Origin of the sequence: Sulfitobacter sp. UBA1132, assembly GCF_002311545.1 — a bacterium.
Taxonomy (GTDB): domain Bacteria; phylum Pseudomonadota; class Alphaproteobacteria; order Rhodobacterales; family Rhodobacteraceae; genus Sulfitobacter; species Sulfitobacter pontiacus.
This window is the reverse complement of sequence record NZ_DCAN01000019.1, coordinates 126,043-144,481: the sequence shown is the minus strand read 5'-3', so window position 1 is coordinate 144,481 and position 18,439 is coordinate 126,043. Positions and strand designations below refer to the sequence as shown.

Here is an 18,439-nt window from a genome sequence, read left to right as displayed (position 1 = left end):
CGGGCAGTGAAATCCGTACCCTTCCGGTGGGCGCGTCCCATCGCATTACTTGCGGCTATGGCCGTGGTATCTTCATGTGGCCTTCCGCAGGTTGGCCCGAACAAACGTCAGATCTTTGCCGGATCGGTCCAGAAGGAAGGCGACGCATTTGTTGTCGCCGTCAACGACCGTGTGACCCGCGCCACCGCCGTCGCCCCCGCGCTTGGCTTTAGCCCGGGGTTCATCAACGCCGGTCAGCTTGGGTCGGATACGATCAACCCCGGTGATACGCTGGGGCTGACGATCTGGGAAAACGTCGATGATGGCTTGCTGGCCGCCCAAGGGGCCAACGCCACCGTGCTGGAAGAAGTGCAGGTCGACGGATCGGGGTTCATCTTTGTGCCCTACGCGGGCCGGATCAAGGCCGCTGGCAATTCCCCCGAAGCGATCCGCCGCATCATCACCAACAAACTGTCCGAACAAACGCCAGACCCGCAGGTTCAGGTGCGCCGTCTGGCAGGTGACGGGGCGACCGTGTCGCTTGTCGGCTCTGTCGGTGCGCAGGGTGTCTATGCGATTGAACGCCCGACGCGCACGCTTGCCACCATGCTGGCGCGGGCCGGTGGTGTGACCATCACCCCCCAGATCGCGCAGGTCACCGTGCTGCGTGGCAATCAGCGGGGCAAAATCTGGCTTGAAGATCTTTACAGCCACCCAGAGCTCGACATCGCCCTGCGCGGCGGGGATCGGATCCTGATCGAGGAAGATACACGGTCCTTTGTGGCCCTTGGTGCCACCGGCGCGCAGCAGAAAGTCCCGTTCGAGACCAAGAACCTGTCGGCGCTTGAAGGCATCGCACAGGTGGGCGGGCTGAACGCGGGCACCGCTGACCCGACAGGTGTTTTCGTCTTCCGCAACGAACCCGAAGCGGTCGTGGCACAGGTTCTGGGCCGCAATGACCTGCAAGGCGCACAGCGCATGGTCTATGTGCTTGACCTGACCAAGCCCAACGGCATGTTCATGGCCCGCGATTTCGTGATCCGTGATGGCGATACGCTCTACGTCACCGAAGCCCCCTTCACCCAGTGGAGCAAGGTCATCTCCTCGATCACGGGGTCGGCCAGCTCGGTCAACAACCTGTCGTCGCTCGCGTCGAGCAACTGATCTGGACCGATGGCTTTAGGGCCTGAAATATACGACACACCCGCCGCCGGTTCCCCACGGGACCGGCGGCTTTTTGTGTTTAACGGCGGCTTCATCACCAACCGACGGGTGCGGCGCATCTTGCAGCTGTCGGGCTATAGCCTGCATCTGGGCATGCCGCGCGACGGCGATGCCATCGCTGTCTGGGGCAATGCGGGCACCGCGCATCGTGGGCTGGCCGTCGCATCCAAAAAAGGGCTGCCCGTTGTCCGCGTCGAAGACGCGATGCTGCGGTCGCTGTTTCCCGGCCGCGCAGGCGAGCCGCCGCTGGGTCTGCTGATCGATCACAAGGGGCTGCACTTCGACCCGACACAGCCCTCCGAGCTTGAGGACATCCTGACCAGCCACCCGCTGGATGACACGGCTTTGCTGGACCGTGCGCGCGGTGCCATCCACCGCATCACCGAGGCGCATCTGACCAAATACAGCGGGTTCGACACCGCGCCCCCCGCGCCGGACCCCGGCTATGTGCTGGTGATCGACCAGACCTTGGGTGATGCGTCGGTCGCGGCCTCGGGCGCGGACCGGTCGCGGTTCCTTGAGATGCTGGTCTTTGCCCAGCAAGAGAACCCCGGCGCGCGGATCATCATCAAGACCCATCCGGAAACCGCAAAGGGCTATCGCAGCGGTCATTTCGGGCCTGAGGACGCCAACGGCCGCATAACCCTGCTGACCGCCCCCATCAGCCCCTGGATCCTGTTTGAAGGGGCCGTGCGTGTCTATACCGTGTCGTCACAGATGGGGTTCGAGGCGATCTTTGCAGGCCACAAGCCCCGGGTGTTCGGGCAGCCCTTCTATGCGGGATGGGGCCTGACCGAAGACGAATTCCCCGTGCAGCGGCGCCAACGTGTGCTGACCCGTGCACAACTTTTTGCAGGAGCGATGATCCTTTATCCAAAATGGTACGATCCGCACCGTGACTGCCTGTGTGATCTGGAAACGGTGATAGAGGCGATGGCCGCGCAGACCCGGGCCTGGCGCGAAAACCACCGGGGCTGGGTCGCCTCTGACATGCGCCTGTGGAAACGTCAGCCCTTGCAGCGTTTCTTTGGCCGCTGGTCGCCGGTGACCTACCAGAATGATCCAAAGGCTGCCCGCGCCACAGGCAAGCCCTGGATGGTCTGGGCGTCGAAAGCGACGCAGGCCCATGCCGGTGCCCTGCGGGTCGAGGACGGTTTCCTGCGCTCGCGCGGATTGGGGGCCGATCTGGTGCCGCCCCTGTCGCTGGTCTGCGATGATCTGGGTATCTACTATGACCCGCGCAGCCCCAGCCGGTTGGAACAGCTGATCACGTCACGCGCCAAAATGCGCCCCGACCAGTCGCGCCGCGCGGCACGGTTGATCGCGGCGCTGCGCGACACGGGGCTGAGCAAGTATAACCTTGGCGGCGGTGGCGATCTGGACGCCCTGCCCGCCGGACGGCGCATTCTGGTACCAGGTCAGGTGGAGGACGACGCCTCCATCCGTGCGGGCACCGATGCGGTATCCACCAATCTGGCGCTGCTACACGCCGCGCGCGCCGCGCATCCCGACGCCGTGATCCTGTACAAGCCCCATCCCGACGTAGAGGCCGGGCTGCGCCGCGGCGCGATTGACGCAGGCGGGCTGGCGGACCGTGTGCTCACCGATGCCGACCCCATCGCCCTGCTGGCGCATGTGGATGAGGTTTGGACCATGACATCGCTGCTGGGGTTCGAGGCCCTGCTGCGCGGCGTCAAGGTGGTGACCTTAGGTGCCCCCTTCTACGCGGGCTGGGGGCTGACCGAAGACCGCGGCGATATCCCGGCGCGGCGAAGGGCAGAGGTGAGCATAGAAGGTTTGGCGCATGCCGCCCTGATCGATTATCCGCGCTACTTTGATCCGCGCAGCGGTACCGCCTGCGCGGTCGAGGTGGTGGTAGAGCGGTTGGCCTCGGGTGATCTGCCGCGGCGCGGGGTGGCGAACCGGGCGCTGGCGAAGCTGCAGGGCGTGTTTGCCACACAGGCGCATTTGTGGCGGCGGCGATAGCACAGCGGGGCCAGCCCATGTGCAGATCAGAGGCGGGGGCCAGCCCCCGCGCCCCCGGGATTTTGAGCCATTTGGAAGGGGTTAGGTGGGCGTGTTGCTGCGAGCCCAGATGTGGAGGAGGTCCGGGCCGATGCGCGAAGTTTCGGTCAGGGTGAAGCGCGGGGCCTGTGCCAGACGTGGAAGCTGCAGCGGCGCGATGGCGGGCAGGCCGTCCGCGCCAAGGGCCAGACCCGCCGTAAACCCGACGAGTTGATCTACGAGATCCGCCTTTAGCAGCGTCGCAGCCAGTCCGCCGCCCCCCTCGCAGAAGATGCGTGTCAGACCGTGGCGGCCAAGCTGCTGGAGCATGTCATCGGCGTCGATCTGGCCCATCTTTGGTGCGCAAGAGATCAGCGTCGCGCCAAGGCTTTCCCAGGTCTCGATCAGCTCTGCCGGGGCCTTGGGGCCGTGGCAAAGGATCAGGGGGATGTCATTGGCGGTTCTGGCGAGCGCGCCATTCAGCGGGATGTCCAGCCCGTTCGACACAACAATCCTCGTCGGCTGGCGCGTGGTGCCAAGGTCGCGCACGGTCAAGCTGGGGTCATCCTGCCGCGCCGTGCCACCGCCCACCATGACCGCGTCATGACGATTGCGCATGGCATGGACCACGCGGCGGGCGGGCGGGGCTGTGATCCACTGGCTTTCGCCCGACGCGGTGGCAATGCGACCGTCAAAGCTGCTGGCGAGCTTGAGCGTCACCATCGGGCGGCCTTCGTCGACACGCAGGAAAAAGCCCAGATGATCCGCGCGGGCTTCATCTTCGAGCACGCCTACGTCAACGATAATGCCCGCAGCGCGGAGGATCGCAATGCCCTTGCCGCTGACGCGTGGATCGCTGTCGGTGCAGGCGATCACCACGCGCGCAGGCTTGGCGGCGACAAGCGCATCGGCGCAGGGCGGCGTCTTGCCGGTATGGGCGCAGGGTTCGAGGGTGACATAGACCGTCGCCCCCTGTGCCGCAGGTCCGGCCTGACGCAGCGCTTGGGGTTCCGCATGGGGCCTGCCGCCCGGCTGGGTCCAGCCACGCCCGACAATGCGGCCTTGCTGCACGATGACGCAGCCCACGGCGGGATTGGGCCAGACAGCCCCCTGCCCGCGCCGGCCCAGCGACAAGGCCAGCGCCATAAAGCGCGCGTCGTTAGACATGCTTATTCGTCCGCAGGGGTATCGGGCCGCAGTTCCTGCACGAATTTATCGAAATCATCTGCCGCCTGAAAGTTCTTGTAGACGCTGGCAAAGCGGACGTAGGCGACGGTGTCGATGCGGGCCAGTGCCTCCATCACGATCTCGCCGATCTGTTTCGATCCGACATCGGTTTCGCCCATGCTTTCCAAACGGCGCACGATGCCGCTGATCATCTGATCGATCCGTTCGGGATCAATCGGGCGTTTCTGCATCGAGATCCGGATGGAGCGTTCCAGCTTGTCACGGTCGAAATCCTCGCGCTTGCCCGAGGTTTTGACGACAACCAGATCACGCAGCTGTACCCGTTCATAGGTGGTAAACCGGCCCCCGCAGGCGGGACAGAAACGGCGGCGGCGGATCGAAACGTGATCCTCGGCCGGGCGGCTGTCTTTAACTTGGGTGTCGATATTTCCGCAAAACGGGCAGCGCATAGCCGGTCCCCTTATCTTAAACCTGCTCAATAGGGGGTGAAACACCCCCATTCCCCAAAACTATAGGACCAACGCGAGGTTTTGGGTAGGGGCGAAATGCCCATCTATATGTTGTAGCGGGGAAAACTGCCCTGAACTTTGCCTGATACCATGCGTTGTCCCTGCAAGACGACTGATCTGAAAGGAATTCACTATGACCAAGACGCTTTTCATCACCGGAGCCTCAAGCGGGATCGGTGCAGCCACCGCCCGCGCTGCAGCCAAGGCCGGCTGGAACGTCGGGCTTTTCGCCCGCAGCGAAGACAAGCTGAAAGATCTCGCGCGCGAGATCGGGGATCAGGCGCTGGTGCTGGCCGGCGACGCCACGCAATACGACGATCAGGAACAGGCCATGAGCCGCCTTGCGCAAAAGTTCGGGCAAATCGATGCTGTCTTTGCCAATGCAGGACGGGGGACATCGCCGGGCGGCACCGAAAAGGGAGACCCGGACGACTGGAAATCGATGATCGATCTGAACGTGATGGGCGCGCTCTATACGGCCCATGCCGCGATGCCATATCTGCGCAAGACCACGGGGCAGTATGTTGTGACCGGTTCCGCCGCGGGACGCCGCCACATCAAAGGGTCGATCTACGGCGCGACCAAGTTTTTTATCCACGGCTTTGCGGGCAACCTTGCCGACGAAATGGCGGAATGGGGCGGGCGCTGTATGGTTGTCTCTCCCGGGATGGTGGACACGGCGTTCTTTGACGAAGCCAAGCCCGACAAGCTGAAACCAGAAGACGTGGCATCGGCCGTGATGCACGCGCTAGAGGCACCGGCCCACGCAGCCGTGCGCGAGATCCACTTGATGCCGGTGGATTGAGTTCAGGCGAAATGCACCGCGATGCGTCTGCTATGGGGCGCGTCGCGGTGTTCGAACAGATAGATGCCTTGCCATGTGCCCAACACCATGCGGCCTGCAACCACGGGGATGCTGAGCGTAACGGGCAGCACTGCCGCCTTGATATGCGCGGGCATGTCATCTGGTCCTTCCAGCGTATGCCGGAGGTAGGACATTGACGGGTCGTCCGCAGGTGGCACCAGACGCGAGAAATATGCCAGCAGATCGCGCTGCACATCCGGGTCCGCGTTTTCCTGAATAAGCAGCGAGGCGGAGGTATGGCGCAGAAACAGTGTCACCAACCCGTCAGAGCGTTGCCCTGACAGCGCCTGATGCACCTGATCCGTCACCTCGTAGAGCCCCTGCCCGCCGGTCTTGACCGTAAACTCGCTGTTCATTCCGCCCGCCTTGTGCTGATGGGTCAGGCTAGCCTCAACGCCCGGGCGATTGCAAACCACCGCAGAGCGTGATCCCGTGGCTGATGGTCATGGCCGACCCGGCCTTGGTCAAGGATCCGCCCAAGATCACGACGGGCGACGGGGTCAGCCCCGCGGGATCCAGCGTGAAGGTGACACCACCATCTCCGCCAAAACCACGCGCGCGCGGCTCGCTTACATACAGCTTCTGACTGTCCTGCGCGCCCATTTCGCGCAGCGCATAATCCGCCGCGGCACACCAATGCCCGCGCGCACCAAAGCCGGTGCTGCCGCTGATATGCACGCCGCCCTCGGTCGGTGTGAAAGTCAGACGGTCATTCGGCACATAGGCCTGTGCGAAGGCTGGGGTCATTGCCAATGCGGCCAGTACGCAAGCGGTGGTCAGGGTTTTCATTGTGGTATTCCAAATTTTCAAAAGTCTTTAAGTTCAAGGATGTAGTCCTTGCAGAACTGTATGGCGTGGCCTACGGGCAGGGCCTGACCCGCGTTGCGCACCGATACCGAATAGGATTTGAACGCAGGCTCCGACAGCTCTGCATCATTCAGGGTAAAGACGACGCCCGTGCGCCCTACCCCGCTGATAGATGGCCCGCGCGGCGACTTGACGTAGATCTCAGCAGCGCTTGGCGTGCCCAGCCTTTCCTCGGCAAATTCGGCGGCGGCACACCACATGCCCCTGGCCCCTTCGCCATGATCCTCGATCACCTCGAAGGATGCGCCCGACAGCGGGATGACCTGCAGCTCGTTCACCGCGGTAAAGGATTGCGCAAACGCGGCGAGCGGGGCGGCAGAGAGAATGGCGGCAAGGGCAAGGCGTTTCATGGCGGCTCCTGTTTGGTGCGTGGTTCACAGATAGGCTGCGCGGCGGGATTTTAAATTCACAGCTTCGAGATCGTCGCTTCAGCGCATGAAAAAAGGCGGGTGCCTGAACACCCGCCTTTCAAAACTCTCGCGATCACGTGCTTACTGATCGAGGAACGACCGCAGCTTGCGCGACCGGCTTGGGTGCTTGAGCTTGCGCAGCGCCTTCGCCTCGATCTGACGGATACGTTCGCGGGTCACGCTGAACTGCTGGCCGACTTCTTCCAGCGTGTGGTCGGTGTTCATGCCGATGCCGAAGCGCATCCGCAGCACACGTTCCTCGCGCGGGGTGAGGCTGGCCAGAACCCGTGTCGTGGTCTCCTTGAGGTTTTCCTGAATGGCGCTGTCGAGCGGCAGCACGGCATTCTTATCCTCGATGAAATCACCAAGCTGGCTGTCTTCCTCGTCACCAATAGGCGTTTCAAGAGAGATCGGCTCCTTGGCGATCTTCATCACCTTGCGCACTTTCTCAAGCGGCATCTGCAGTTTCTCGGCCAGCTCTTCCGGCGTCGGCTCGCGGCCAATCTCGTGCAGCATCTGGCGGCCGGTCCGAACCAGCTTGTTGATCGTTTCGATCATATGCACCGGAATACGGATGGTGCGCGCCTGATCCGCGATGGAACGGGTGATCGCCTGACGGATCCACCATGTCGCATAGGTCGAGAATTTATAGCCGCGACGGTACTCGAACTTGTCGACGGCCTTCATCAGGCCGATGTTCCCTTCCTGAATGAGATCAAGGAACTGCAGGCCACGGTTGGTGTATTTCTTGGCGATCGAGATCACGAGACGCAAGTTCGCCTCGACCATTTCTTTCTTGGCCTGACGGGCCTCTTTCTCGCCCTTCTGAACCTGCTGCACGATGCGGCGGAATTCAGAGATATCAAGACCGACGTATTGACCCACCTGCGCCATATCAGCCCGCAGCTCATCCACCTTGTCAGAGGACCGTTCGATGAACATCTGCCAGCCGCGACCGGACTTCTCGGCCATCCGCTCCATCCAGTTGGGGTCCAGCTCGTAGCCGCGATAGGCGTCGACGAATTCCTTGCGGTTGATGCGCGCCTGGTCGGCAAGCTTCACCATCGCAGAGTCGATCTGCATGATGCGGCGGTTGATGCCGTAAAGCTGGTCGATCAGCGCTTCGATACGGTTGTTGTGCAGGTGCAGGTCGTTGACCAAAGCCACGATCTCGGACCGGACGCGCTGGTATTCTTCCTCATCGGTCTTCGAAAAGGTGCCGTCCTCGTTCAGGGTGGCCGAAATCCGGCTGTCCTGAATTTGGCTCAACTTGACGTAGTCATCGGCAATGATGTCGAGCGCTTCCAGCACTTGCGGCTTCAGCGCGGCTTCCATCGCGGCCAGCGACATGTTGGCCTGTTCGTCATCATCCTCGTCGTCGTCATCGTTCGAGATCGGATTGCCGTCGGCGTCAACTTCGCTAGTGCTTTCGGCGGGCTTTGTCTCGGTGCCCGCGGTTGGCACGACCGGAGTCGTTTCCTCTTCGTCGCCCATCTGGGTGCCGAATGTCGCCTCGAGGTCGATGACATCGCGCAGCAAAATGTCTTCGGACAAAAGTTCGTCGCGCCAGATCGTGATCGCCTGGAAGGTCAGCGGGCTTTCACACAGCCCCGCGATCATCGTGTTGCGCCCTGCCTCGATCCGCTTGGCAATGGCGATCTCGCCCTCACGGCTCAGCAGTTCAACCGATCCCATCTCGCGCAGATACATGCGAACGGGGTCATCCGTGCGGTCCAGCTTTTCGGACGTGCCAGAGGACAGCGCCACATCACGGTTGCTTTCCGTGGTCGCAATTTCGGTCCCGCCCTTGGCGTCTTCTTCTTCGGCTTCTTCGTCCTCGATCACGTTGATGCCCATTTCGGACAACATCGACATCACATCCTCGATCTGCTCCGAGCTGACTTGGTCAGGGGGCAGAACGGTGTTCAGCTGATCGTAGGTGATATAGCCCTTTTCACGGGCTTCGCCGATCATCTTTTTGACGGCGGCTTGGCTCATATCAAGCGAATGGCCGGCATCCTGGTCGTCAGACTTCGCGTCTTCGTTGGTGTCTTTGGCGGCCATGAAATTTCCTCCAGCGAATGGGTGCGAATCACGTGACGTGATTCGGTTGTTCGAATCATGCGGGGTTCTGGGTGATTCTTAAACCCGTTACCCTGTATTTTGTTAAACATCCCGGCGAAAAAGCCACGCCGGGTTCATTTTTTGTCTTTCGCATCACCCTTCAGGATCGACCCCAGCAATGCGTCAAAAGCGCTGCGTTCGTCCCGGCTGATGTGGGCACCGTTCTCGGCAATGTCGTATTCTGCGGTATCTTCCTGCCCGCTGCGCTGTGCGCGATCAGCGTTGCGTGCCGCTTCGCCCAACCGCCATGTCAGCCCTTCATCAGCGGTGCCGGTCAGATCTTCGACCGCATCGGCAATCTCTTCGTCCAGCCCGCGCACGGCTTCCAGCTTGCCCAGTTCTTCGGCGACAGTCATGCGCGTCTTTTCCAGGTTGCCAGGGCTTCGGATGCAGGGCGTGATGGCTACGTGGCGCTGCGACAGCATGTTTTCAAGGGTGTACTCCCCCACTGCGTCATAAATCTTTTCGCGCAACACCGCCGGATCGTGATGTACATGGCGCAACATCAAATCGCGGATACGCCCGTGATCAGGGTCCTGACACCGCATCGCGGCCAGCCCGTTCTCGAACTCTTCCACCAGCTGCGGACAGCCCAGCAGGGCCATCAGGATCACCGCCTCGCGCAGATGCTCCGTCGCTCCCAGCCCGGCTGCGGTCACCAGAATAGAGGATTTCGCACTCGGGGACGGCCCCTGCGGCGCGGGGGCCCATTTGCCACCACCGGAGGCGCGCGCGACGGGGCTAAAATCTCTCTTGGCCTTTTGCGGACGGAAGAGCTGCCAGCGCAGATCCTTGATTTCCTGGCCATAATGGCTGCGGATCGACAGGTCTTTGATCATCATGATCTTTTCGCGCAGCGCCTTGTCCAACCCTGCCTTACGCTCGGGGCTGTCGAAAACGCGACCGTCGGTTTCGCGCTGCCAGAGCAGACGCACCATTGGCATCGCGTTATCCAGTAACTTTTGCAACGCTGGTGCCCCGTGCGCGCGGAGCAGATCATCCGGATCCTGCCCGTCAGGCATCACGGCAAAACGCAAGGATTGCCCCGCCTCAAGCAGCGGCAGCGCCAGATCGATCAAGCGCATGGCCGCACGTTGACCCGCCGCATCCCCGTCCAGCGTGATGATCGGCTCGGGCGAGATACGCCACAACATCTGCAGCTGGCTCTCGGTGATCGCCGTGCCCAAGGGGGCCACCGCCGCACCGAAACCGGCCTGCACCAATGCAATCACATCCATATAGCCTTCGGCCACGATCAACGGCTTGCCCTGCCCTGCCGCGGTCCGCGCGTCGCGCACATTGTAGAGGCTGCGGCCTTTGTCAAAAAGCTCCGTCTCGGGGGAGTTCAGATATTTGGCGTTGTCATTCGGGTCCATTGCCCGCCCGCCAAAGGCAATCGCCCGCCCCCGCGCATCCCGTATCGGATACATGATCCGGCCCCGGAAAGTATCATAAGGCCGCCCGCCCTTGGACGAAGGCTTGGCCAGCCCCGCCCCAAGGATCAACGCATCCTCGACGTTCTTGGCCTTGAGGTGATCCCAAAGCCCTTGCCACTGGTCCGGCGCGAAGCCGATTTCCCATTGCTCCAAGGCCTGCGGCGTCAGCCCGCGCCCGGCAAGATAGTCGCGCGCGGCCCCTGCCGCAGCGGTGCGCAGCTGCAGCCGGAAATACTGCACCGCCAGTTCCATCACCTCGGCCAGTTGAGTGCGCTTATCCGCCTTCTCCTGCGCGCGCGGGTCTTGTTTGGGCATGGGCATCCCAGCCTCACGCGCCAGAATCTCTACCGCTTCCATAAAGCTGACATTCTCGGTCTCGCGCACGAAAGAGATCGCGTCCCCCTTGGCGTGGCACCCGAAACAATAGTAGAATCCCTTGCGGTCATCGACGTGGAAGCTGGCGGATTTTTCCTGGTGGAACGGGCACGGAGCCCACATATCGCCCTTGCCCTGATTGGACTTGCGCGGATCCCACATCACTTTGCGCCCCACCACCTGTGACAGGCTGGCACGGCTGCGCAGTTCATCCAAAAATCCAGGGGGCAGGCTCATACTGTTTTATATTGGGTCGGCAGGGCCAAAGTCCAGCACCCAAAGCCTGCGCGACGGGCTTCATTTTGCCGGATAAACTCCGGGGGGATCGTCCGTCAGGGCGATGGGGGCTGGCCCCCGTCTTACCGCCCCGACAGGGACTACGACACGATCAAACGACGCGCGCGGGCGTCATTGGCCCAAACACATTTCGTTCCAGGCGGCAGAAAGGTCGTTGCCCTTCACGTCGCGCATTTTCATTTCATAGACCCAAGGGGCGACCAGCGGGACAACCGCGTCATAGCGATCGGGCCATTCGGGGTTCTTGGAGGCGATGTGATCCGGCACGTCACGCTCTTTCACGCGGTCGATCCGCGCTTGCCGGACGGCCTGCACGACATCTGCCTGATACTGGCAATCGGTTTCAGCGCTGGTGGCGGCGAAGACAGGCGCGCTGGACGTCGCCAATGCTGCGGCAATCATGAGTTTACCAAATTTCATCGTCACATCTCCTAAATGTTTCTTTGCAAGCCCGCCGCCCTTCCACTGCTTACGCCGTTTAAGGTTGAAGGCTGCAGCGGACACGAGAGCGGGTGCTCCTGGCGCAGGAACCTAGCCAGCCCCCGTTGGAATACAAGTGACAGAGCGGTTTTCCGCAGTACACGCTTGCGCGGTTTGGCGCGTCTTTGCCGAAAGCCACTATCACAGCGGCTTTCGGGGAACTTTTCAGGGGCGCAGCATAGGGCCCGCGCGAGGTTACAGCCCCTTTGCGCGGTAGCTGGCGGCGACCTTGCCGATGCTGACCAAATAGGCGGCGGTGCGCAGGTCTTCGACATCGTCGCGGCTGTGCCAGACTTCCGCCATCGACCGGTAGGCGTCGCTCATCGTGTCGTAAAGACCCGAGCGAACCAGCTCAAGCTCCCCGGCGCCCCGCAGGTATTTATCCTTGAAGTTCGGGCTTAGCTGCCAGCCGACGCCGCTATCGGCGCTCAGACGTTCCAGCTCGTCCACCAACAGCTGGTGGCGGCTTTCCTCGTTGCGGCGCTGCATACGGCCAAAACGGATGTGGCTCAGGTTCTTGACCCATTCGAAATAGGACACCGTCACACCGCCGGCGTTGGCATACATGTCAGGGATGATCACGACACCCTTTGCACGCAGGATATCATCGGCACCGGCGGTTACGGGGCCGTTGGCGGCTTCGACGATCAGCGGGGCCTTGATGTTATGCGCGTTGGTCAGGTTAATCACCCCTTCCAGCGCCGCAGGGATCAGGATGTCACATTCCGCTTCCAGCAGCTTGGCACCGTCTTCTTCAAGGGGCGCATCGGGATAGCCCTTGATCGTACCATGCATGGAAATCCAGCGGTGCACCTCTTCTACATCAAGACCACGGTCATCGAACAAAGCGCCGTCGCGTTCAATGATCGCGGTGATCTTGCAGCCATCCTCTTCGCTCAGGAACTTGGCGGCGTGGTAGCCCACATTGCCCAAGCCCTGCACCACGACGCGTTTACCGTCCAGCTCACCGCCCAGACCGGCCTTTTCCATCCCCTCGGTGTCGCGGAAGAAAGCGTGCAGCGCATATTGCACACCGCGGCCTGTCGCTTCGGTGCGGCCATGGATGCCGCCCGCGTTGATCGGCTTGCCCGTCACACAGGCAACCCCGTTGATGTCCGTGGTGTTCATGCGCTTGTACTGATCCGCGATCCAGGCCATCTCGCGCTCGCCCGTGCCCATGTCGGGGGCGGGAACGTTTTGCGCGGGGTTGATCATATCGCGCTTGATCAGCTCGTATGCGAAACGGCGGGTGATCAATTCCAGCTCGTGTTCGTCATAGTCGCGCGGATCAATGCACAGCCCGCCTTTGGAGCCCCCGAACGGCGCTTCGACCAGCGCGCATTTATAGGTCATCAACGCCGCCAGCGCCTCTACCTCGTTCTGGTTCACGCCGGGGCTGTACCGGATGCCGCCCTTGACCGGCTCCATGTGTTCGGAATGGACCGAGCGATAGCCGGTAAAGGTCTGGATACCGCCGCGCAGGCGCACGCCGAAACGCACCGTGTAGGTCGCGTTGCACACGCGAATCTTCTCTTCCAGACCCGGCGACAGGTCCATCAGGGCCACCGCCCGGTTAAACATGATGTCGACGCTATCGCGAAAGCTCGGTTCGGTTCCGGGGTTCATTCTACGCTCCTAAATTGGCTCTGCGACCCTGATGCGGGCCGGTTCATCGCCTCGCCTTTTGAACATGGCACCTGCGTCAAGCAAAGCTGTAAATCACCATATTTCGAAGTTTTCGCACAAATTTTAATCAGTTTGAAAACTTATCGCCCAAAGCGAGTAGTCACGGCACAGAAGACAAGTCCTGCGCGAAGTTTCCTGACAGGGGACAGTCCGGCTGCTCCGGCGGGATCTGCCCCAAAAACGGTCTGAGTATACACTTTTTTAAACGTATTTCGCCCTATTTCGGCCAACTTCGCCCCGCATATCTGCTGGCAACGCCGATCCGCCCGAAATGCGTCTGTCGCATGGGTCGCACGAATAAGGACATGGAAATGCCGGTGAACAATACAGTGAGTAAATGGGTAACCCTCCCCCTGCGCAAGCGGCTGACGCGGTTCGCCCGTGAAGACGACGGGTTGGTGACGATCCTCGCGCTTTTCATGATCATGATGATGATCGCCGTGGGTGGCATCCAGCTAGACTTCATGCGCCACGAGATGGAACGCTCGCGTCTGCAAGCTGTGTCGGACCGTGCCGTTCTGGCCGCTGCCGATCTGGATCAGATGCGTGACCCCAAAACGGTGGTGGAAGACTACTTTGCCAAATCGGGCATGACCGAGTTTCTGTCGAATGTCGTGGTGGATGACGGTCTGAACTTTCGCACCGTGACGGTCGACGCAAGCAAGGACATGGACACCCAGTTCATTGGCCGCTTTGGTTTCCCCACGCTCGAAGTGCCCGCCCATAGTCAGGCGGAAGAACGCGTTGCGAAAGTCGAGATTTCGCTCGTGCTCGATATCTCGGGTTCGATGGCCACCAATAACCGTCTGGGCGAAGTACAGAATGCCGCCGATATCTTTCTGGACACCGTGCTGAAGGACGAGAACCAAGACCTGATTTCAGTCTCCCTGGTCCCCTACTCGGAACAAGTGAACGCGGGCCCTTTGATCATGGACCGTATGAACGTGAACAGAAAGCACGACTATTCCCACTGCATTGATTTCGACAATGGCGACTTTGATTCAATCGCGATGAATAGCAGCACCCGGTATAACCAGATGCAGCACTTCCAGTGGAACTACGATGGCCGCAACAACTACCGTGACGATACGGTTTGCCCACGCTACGATTACGAGCGTATTACCCCGTTTTCACAAAACAAACGCACGTTGAAGAACCAGATTGATGATCTTGTACCGCGCGCTGGTACGTCGATCTTCCTTGGCATGAAATGGGCCGCGGCGATGCTTGATCCGGCGTTCCGGGACATCAACAACTCGCTGGTGAATGCTGGCTATGTCGACCGTGAATTCTACAACCGCCCCGCGAGCTATACCGATTCAGAAACGCTTAAGACTGTTATCCTTATGACGGACGGCGCGAATGATAACTCGTACCGTATCCGCAGTAACTACTATGACAGCGACAGCGAATACGTGCACTGGAACAAATACAACCTTTGGTGGTATCTTCGCCGAGAGGTGGACTCACGCTATTGGGGCTACTTCTACTATCACAAGTACAACAAAACGCTGGGGAACACCTTGCTGTCGAATATCTGCGACGCCGCCAAAGCCAAGCGGATCGTGATCTGGTCCATCGGGTTCGAGGTCGATGACGAAGACGTGCCCGCGATGCAGGATTGCGCCTCCTCGCCCAGCCACTTCTTCCGCGTCGAAGGCGTCGAGCTTTCCGAAGCCTTCCGCGCCATCGCCCGCCAGATCAACCAGTTGAGATTGACCCAATGATCGCCCGCATTTCACAAGCGCTGCGCCGGTTCCGCCGGGGTGAGGATGGCGCAGTTGTCCTGATCGAGTTCGTGATCCTCTTTCCGGTCATCTTCGGCATGTTCCTCGCGTCGGTCGAGGTCAGCCTTTATTCCCTGCGACAGTTCCACCTGAACCGCGGGCTGGAAACGGCAGTACGGTATATCCGGCTGAACACACGCACGACGATCACCCACGACATGATCAAGACGATGATCTGTGACAACGTGGGCTATATCGGCGACTGTAAGGATACCCTGCGCCTTGAGATGGTGCTGGTGAACCCGCGCAACTTCGCCGCGATGAACGCCTCGCCCGACTGCGTGGACAAATCCCTGCCCGTCAAACAGGAACGCGGCTTTACCCTTGGGGCGCAGCACCAGCTGATGCTGCTGCGGGCCTGCGTCAAGTTCGATCCGATGCTGCCGGGCAGCGCTATGGGCTTCAAGTTCGAAACCGATGGCGCGGGTCAGGGCAGCATGTACGCTGTATCCTCCTTTGTGCAGGAGCCAAGCTAATGGTTATCTCTTTTCTCAAACGCCGTGTACTGGCGCGCTTTCTGCGTGATCAGGACGGCAGCGCCTCGATCGAAGCCGTGATCATGATGCCCATGGTTTTCTGGGTCTATCTGGCGATGTTTACCTTCTTCCAGACCTATCAGGAATATTACACCAACCAGAAAGCGGCCTATACCATCGGCGATATGATCTCGCGCGAGACGCTGCCGATGGACACTGCCTATATGGACGGCATTCAGGATCTACTGGATTATATGACCCGTTCCTCGGGTGAAACGACAGTGCGCATCACCTCGGCGAAATACGATCAGAAGAACAAGCGGTTCCTGCTGCATTGGTCCCGCGCCCGCGGCAGCCTGAGCGACGCGACCCAAGCGGATGTGACCGGCTGGACGGATAAAATCCCGGAACTGGAGGATGGTGAATATATCACCGTCACCGAGACATGGACGTCATTTGCCCCGCCCTTCAACATCGGGCTGCCGGTGCAAGAGGTGAAGAACTTCGTCTTTACCCGTCCGCGCTACGCCCCTTGGGTGCTTTACTCGGACGGGGCGTAAACGCCGACGATCACGACAGAAAGAAAAGGCCCGCGGCGATCTGCCTGCGGGCCTTTTGCTTAGGATCGTTCTGCCATCATGGCAGAGATGATCTCGGACATGAACTTGGTCTGACTGCCGGGGGTCATGCCGCCGACACCGATGCGTCGGCCAATCCGCCACCACAGGCCCGGGCGCCAGATGCGGTCACCGCCTGTACCCGGCTTGGTGCGCAATAGAAAACCGTTAGACGGCTTGAACGCAAACACGCCGCGATCCAGCCCGATGATGTCTTCGACCCGTGCAATCACCGTACCGTCGCTGTCGCGCAATTCGGTGGCCGTCAGCTCGATCGCGCCCGCGGTTGCGCGGCGCATCTTGTCAGCCATCCAAAGCGCCAGCCCCCCCATTGCCAGCAAGAACACCTGCCAGCCCAGACCGGGCGACGAGGTGAACGCGACGTAGATCAGGAACAGCCCCAATATCCCAAGCGCCGTCAGGCCAATGGCCCGCCGCCCAGAGGAGGCACGCGTGGTGGCAAGAACTTCGTTTGGATCGTTGAATTCAGGGAGCATGGGGCGCGACTTTCGTTAAGGTCGCTTTGCCTACCGCGCCGGGCGCGCATTTGGCAAGCCCGCGCCGCGCAATCCCGCATCGCAGCCCCTGACCGCTTGGGCCAGTTGCCAGCCTATTGACCGGCCTTCGGAGGCTTTGCGCCGTCGCGTTTGCCCTTTTTGCCGCGCTTGAGCATTTCCTCGACTCGGTCCGCATAAGCTGCACGCTCGGTCGCCGACATCTGCGCCAACTCGGCCAGCCACGCGTTTTGAACGGTCTGCTGAACGGTCAGCGTGGCGTCGCGTTGCAGGCCCAGCACACGGCGTGCTTCTGCGGGGTCAAAGGGCTCTGCGCGGATGGCTGTCAGCGCCTCTTGGTACAATGCGCGGCGTGCGGCACGGCTGACGGATTTATCCTCGCGCCCCTTGCGCGCATCGGCAAAGACGGCGCGGCGGCGTTCTTCAGGCAGCGCCATGACGTAGGGCGTGCCATAGTCGCGCATGTGCCGCATCGCGCCACCATGCGGCCCGTCAAAGCGATAGACCGCCCCCGCAACCAGCCCCAGCACAAGCAGGTTCACCCCCAGCGACAGCCCCAAGGCCCATCGCAGTGTCTTCGTGCTTTTGAATGCAAAGCCTGCCATTTTCTATCCCTCGTCCAAGTCCCAGCCGAACGCCGTCAGATCTGACGTATAGGTGTCCAGCGATGTCGCATCGGCGACGATGTAATCGTCGCCGCCGGTGATGATCTGCGTCGCGACATCCGGCAAGCCGCTTGGCGGGGCGACCCCGATCCAGAACCCGACAGCCGTTGCCGTGATCAGCCCGCCCAAGGCAGGTGCGCCGCCGATGGCGCGCCAGAACCCACGCCAGCCCCCTATCGCAGGGGCGGGCTGTGCCGCCAGCGCATCGGCGATCAGCCGGTCCATCATACCGGCAGGCATCTGCGGCGGGGTCGCCCGCGCCTGTTCGAAATGCGCCTCTAGCGTATCTGTTTCACGTTTTGTCATCATCGTATCCCAAGGCGTCACGTCGTGCGCCCAAAAGTTTCGCCAAAGCCCGTTTGCCCCGTGCGGTCAGGCTTTCAACCGCTTCGACCCCGACATCCAGAATGGTCGCGATCTCGGGGTTCGCCAACCCGTCTATGTGGCGCAGCACCACCGCCTGCCGCTGCCTTTCGGGCAATCTGTCCAGCGCCGCTTGCAAGGCATCCTCGCGCGCCGTGCGCTGCAGCCGTGCCTCGGCGCTTTCGCTCGGATCGGCGGGTTCCGCGATGTCCTCAAGCGGGACACCACGGCCGCGTTTGCGCAGCCGGTCGGTGCACAGGTTGGCAGTCACACGGTACAGCCAGGTGGTCACCTTCGCTTCGCCATCGCGCCAGTCCGGAGCGATCTTCCACAGGCGCATCAGCGCGTCTTGCGTCACGTCTTCAGCCTCGGCCGCGTTGCCCAGAATGCGGAAGGCGTGACCAAAGATGCGCGGTGTCAACTGGAGCGTCAACAGCCGTGCCGCCGCCGCATCCCCCTGCACATATCGGTGCAGCAAGGCGCGTTCGGGATCATCCACCCCGTCGGCATCCGTCGTATCGTGCATATCCATCAAACCGGAGGTAGCCTTTGCGGGCGCGCCGTTCAAGCGC

19 protein-coding genes are annotated in these 18,439 nt (G+C 61.3%); 6 read left to right on the top strand and 13 right to left on the bottom strand.

Translation table 11 applies throughout. From position 1 onward, the window contains the following. Window positions 1-57 precede the first annotated feature (57 nt). A complete protein-coding gene (locus B4F27_RS14490; protein WP_005849224.1) occupies window positions 58-1,143 on the top strand; it encodes a polysaccharide biosynthesis/export family protein in 1,086 nt (361 codons plus the stop codon). 9 nt (window positions 1,144-1,152) lie between these two features. After that, window positions 1,153-3,189 carry a capsular polysaccharide biosynthesis protein gene (locus B4F27_RS14485; RefSeq protein ID WP_286759977.1) on the top strand — a complete coding sequence of 679 codons (2,037 nt, stop codon included), beginning with the start codon at window positions 1,153-1,155 and terminating at the stop codon, window positions 3,187-3,189. An 81-nt stretch (window positions 3,190-3,270) separates the two neighbouring features. Here B4F27_RS14485 and ribD read toward each other — a convergent pair whose 3' ends face one another. Further along, window positions 3,271-4,374 (bottom strand): bifunctional diaminohydroxyphosphoribosylaminopyrimidine deaminase/5-amino-6-(5-phosphoribosylamino)uracil reductase RibD, encoded by a 1,104-nt coding sequence (ribD, locus tag B4F27_RS14480; protein ID WP_286759976.1) that lies wholly within the window; start codon window positions 4,372-4,374, stop codon window positions 3,271-3,273. Window positions 4,375-4,376: 2 nt separating this feature from the next. Further along, window positions 4,377-4,844 carry a transcriptional regulator NrdR gene (gene nrdR / locus B4F27_RS14475; protein WP_005849229.1) on the bottom strand — a complete coding sequence of 156 codons (468 nt, stop codon included), beginning with the start codon at window positions 4,842-4,844 and terminating at the stop codon, window positions 4,377-4,379. A gap of 193 nt (window positions 4,845-5,037) precedes the next feature. Between nrdR and B4F27_RS14470 the strand changes: the two genes are divergently transcribed. After that, on the top strand, window positions 5,038-5,709 hold the full coding sequence (locus B4F27_RS14470) for an SDR family oxidoreductase (protein ID WP_286759975.1): 672 nt from the start codon (window positions 5,038-5,040) through the stop codon (window positions 5,707-5,709). A 2-nt stretch (window positions 5,710-5,711) separates the two neighbouring features. Here the strand turns inward: B4F27_RS14470 and B4F27_RS14465 are convergent, their stop codons facing one another. From B4F27_RS14465 to B4F27_RS14435, 7 genes are all read right to left on the bottom strand, one after another. Then, entirely contained in the window at window positions 5,712-6,125 is a 414-nt protein-coding gene (locus B4F27_RS14465; RefSeq protein WP_074634573.1) for a secondary thiamine-phosphate synthase enzyme YjbQ, read from the bottom strand. A 34-nt stretch (window positions 6,126-6,159) separates the two neighbouring features. Then, window positions 6,160-6,558, bottom strand: coding sequence for a hypothetical protein (locus B4F27_RS14460; protein WP_074634574.1), 399 nt, complete (start codon window positions 6,556-6,558; stop codon window positions 6,160-6,162). Window positions 6,559-6,575: 17 nt separating this feature from the next. Further along, on the bottom strand, window positions 6,576-6,986 hold the full coding sequence (locus B4F27_RS14455) for a hypothetical protein (protein WP_243250485.1): 411 nt from the start codon (window positions 6,984-6,986) through the stop codon (window positions 6,576-6,578). 141 nt (window positions 6,987-7,127) lie between these two features. Then, complete coding sequence (rpoD, locus tag B4F27_RS14450) at window positions 7,128-9,110, bottom strand: RNA polymerase sigma factor RpoD (protein WP_005849238.1); 1,983 nt, start codon at window positions 9,108-9,110, stop codon at window positions 7,128-7,130. Window positions 9,111-9,244: 134 nt separating this feature from the next. After that, a complete protein-coding gene (gene dnaG / locus B4F27_RS14445; RefSeq protein WP_286759974.1) occupies window positions 9,245-11,218 on the bottom strand; it encodes a DNA primase in 1,974 nt (657 codons plus the stop codon). A gap of 171 nt (window positions 11,219-11,389) precedes the next feature. Next, entirely contained in the window at window positions 11,390-11,698 is a 309-nt protein-coding gene (locus B4F27_RS14440; protein ID WP_005849241.1) for a hypothetical protein, read from the bottom strand. Between the two features lie 255 nt (window positions 11,699-11,953). Continuing rightward, window positions 11,954-13,384, bottom strand: a complete 1,431-nt coding sequence (locus B4F27_RS14435; RefSeq protein WP_286759973.1) for a Glu/Leu/Phe/Val family dehydrogenase — start codon at window positions 13,382-13,384, stop codon at window positions 11,954-11,956. Window positions 13,385-13,728: 344 nt separating this feature from the next. Between B4F27_RS14435 and B4F27_RS14430 the strand changes: the two genes are divergently transcribed. Genes B4F27_RS14430 through B4F27_RS14420 form a run of 3 tightly spaced genes read left to right on the top strand, consistent with a single transcriptional unit; the run spans window position 13,729 to window position 16,267 of the window. Further along, a complete protein-coding gene (locus B4F27_RS14430) occupies window positions 13,729-15,171 on the top strand; it encodes a TadE/TadG family type IV pilus assembly protein (protein ID WP_286759972.1) in 1,443 nt (480 codons plus the stop codon). Further along, window positions 15,168-15,707: a TadE/TadG family type IV pilus assembly protein gene (locus B4F27_RS14425; RefSeq protein ID WP_005849245.1), complete on the top strand. Its 540-nt coding sequence runs from the start codon at window positions 15,168-15,170 to the stop codon at window positions 15,705-15,707. Before B4F27_RS14430 ends, B4F27_RS14425 begins: the two co-directional genes overlap by 4 nt. Beyond that, window positions 15,707-16,267, top strand: a complete 561-nt coding sequence (locus tag B4F27_RS14420; protein ID WP_286759971.1) for a TadE/TadG family type IV pilus assembly protein — start codon at window positions 15,707-15,709, stop codon at window positions 16,265-16,267. The genes B4F27_RS14425 and B4F27_RS14420 overlap by 1 nt, the downstream gene beginning before the upstream one ends. 59 nt (window positions 16,268-16,326) lie before the next feature. On the opposite strand, the gene B4F27_RS14415 is transcribed toward B4F27_RS14420, so the two are convergent. The 4 genes from B4F27_RS14415 to B4F27_RS14400 form a co-directional block, all read right to left on the bottom strand. Beyond that, a complete protein-coding gene (locus tag B4F27_RS14415; protein ID WP_005849249.1) occupies window positions 16,327-16,821 on the bottom strand; it encodes a hypothetical protein in 495 nt (164 codons plus the stop codon). A 113-nt stretch (window positions 16,822-16,934) separates the two neighbouring features. Then, a complete protein-coding gene (locus tag B4F27_RS14410; RefSeq protein WP_286759970.1) occupies window positions 16,935-17,444 on the bottom strand; it encodes a periplasmic heavy metal sensor in 510 nt (169 codons plus the stop codon). 3 nt (window positions 17,445-17,447) lie between these two features. Then, a complete protein-coding gene (locus B4F27_RS14405; protein ID WP_235183798.1) occupies window positions 17,448-17,810 on the bottom strand; it encodes a hypothetical protein in 363 nt (120 codons plus the stop codon). Further along, a complete protein-coding gene (locus B4F27_RS14400; RefSeq protein WP_414717705.1) occupies window positions 17,797-18,399 on the bottom strand; it encodes an RNA polymerase sigma factor in 603 nt (200 codons plus the stop codon). Before B4F27_RS14400 ends, B4F27_RS14405 begins: the two co-directional genes overlap by 14 nt. Between the last annotated feature and the right edge of the window lie 40 nt (window positions 18,400-18,439).

Bases quoted from the DNA above. Each gene is read 5' to 3' on its own strand.
- B4F27_RS14490 (WP_005849224.1), top strand. From the start codon at position 58: ATGGCCGTGGTATCTTCATGTGGCCTTCCGCAGGTTGGCCCGAACAAA.
- B4F27_RS14485 (WP_286759977.1), top strand. From the start codon at position 1,153: ATGGCTTTAGGGCCTGAAATATACGACACACCCGCCGCCGGTTCCCCA.
- ribD (WP_286759976.1), bottom strand. From the start codon at position 4,374: ATGTCTAACGACGCGCGCTTTATGGCGCTGGCCTTGTCGCTGGGCCGG.
- nrdR (WP_005849229.1), bottom strand. From the start codon at position 4,844: ATGCGCTGCCCGTTTTGCGGAAATATCGACACCCAAGTTAAAGACAGC.
- B4F27_RS14470 (WP_286759975.1), top strand. From the start codon at position 5,038: ATGACCAAGACGCTTTTCATCACCGGAGCCTCAAGCGGGATCGGTGCA.
- B4F27_RS14465 (WP_074634573.1), bottom strand. From the start codon at position 6,125: ATGAACAGCGAGTTTACGGTCAAGACCGGCGGGCAGGGGCTCTACGAG.
- B4F27_RS14460 (WP_074634574.1), bottom strand. From the start codon at position 6,558: ATGAAAACCCTGACCACCGCTTGCGTACTGGCCGCATTGGCAATGACC.
- B4F27_RS14455 (WP_243250485.1), bottom strand. From the start codon at position 6,986: ATGAAACGCCTTGCCCTTGCCGCCATTCTCTCTGCCGCCCCGCTCGCC.
- rpoD (WP_005849238.1), bottom strand. From the start codon at position 9,110: ATGGCCGCCAAAGACACCAACGAAGACGCGAAGTCTGACGACCAGGAT.
- dnaG (WP_286759974.1), bottom strand. From the start codon at position 11,218: ATGAGCCTGCCCCCTGGATTTTTGGATGAACTGCGCAGCCGTGCCAGC.
- B4F27_RS14440 (WP_005849241.1), bottom strand. From the start codon at position 11,698: ATGAAATTTGGTAAACTCATGATTGCCGCAGCATTGGCGACGTCCAGC.
- B4F27_RS14435 (WP_286759973.1), bottom strand. From the start codon at position 13,384: ATGAACCCCGGAACCGAACCGAGCTTTCGCGATAGCGTCGACATCATG.
- B4F27_RS14430 (WP_286759972.1), top strand. From the start codon at position 13,729: ATGGGTCGCACGAATAAGGACATGGAAATGCCGGTGAACAATACAGTG.
- B4F27_RS14425 (WP_005849245.1), top strand. From the start codon at position 15,168: ATGATCGCCCGCATTTCACAAGCGCTGCGCCGGTTCCGCCGGGGTGAG.
- B4F27_RS14420 (WP_286759971.1), top strand. From the start codon at position 15,707: ATGGTTATCTCTTTTCTCAAACGCCGTGTACTGGCGCGCTTTCTGCGT.
- B4F27_RS14415 (WP_005849249.1), bottom strand. From the start codon at position 16,821: ATGCTCCCTGAATTCAACGATCCAAACGAAGTTCTTGCCACCACGCGT.
- B4F27_RS14410 (WP_286759970.1), bottom strand. From the start codon at position 17,444: ATGGCAGGCTTTGCATTCAAAAGCACGAAGACACTGCGATGGGCCTTG.
- B4F27_RS14405 (WP_235183798.1), bottom strand. From the start codon at position 17,810: ATGACAAAACGTGAAACAGATACGCTAGAGGCGCATTTCGAACAGGCG.
- B4F27_RS14400 (WP_414717705.1), bottom strand. From the start codon at position 18,399: ATGGATATGCACGATACGACGGATGCCGACGGGGTGGATGATCCCGAA.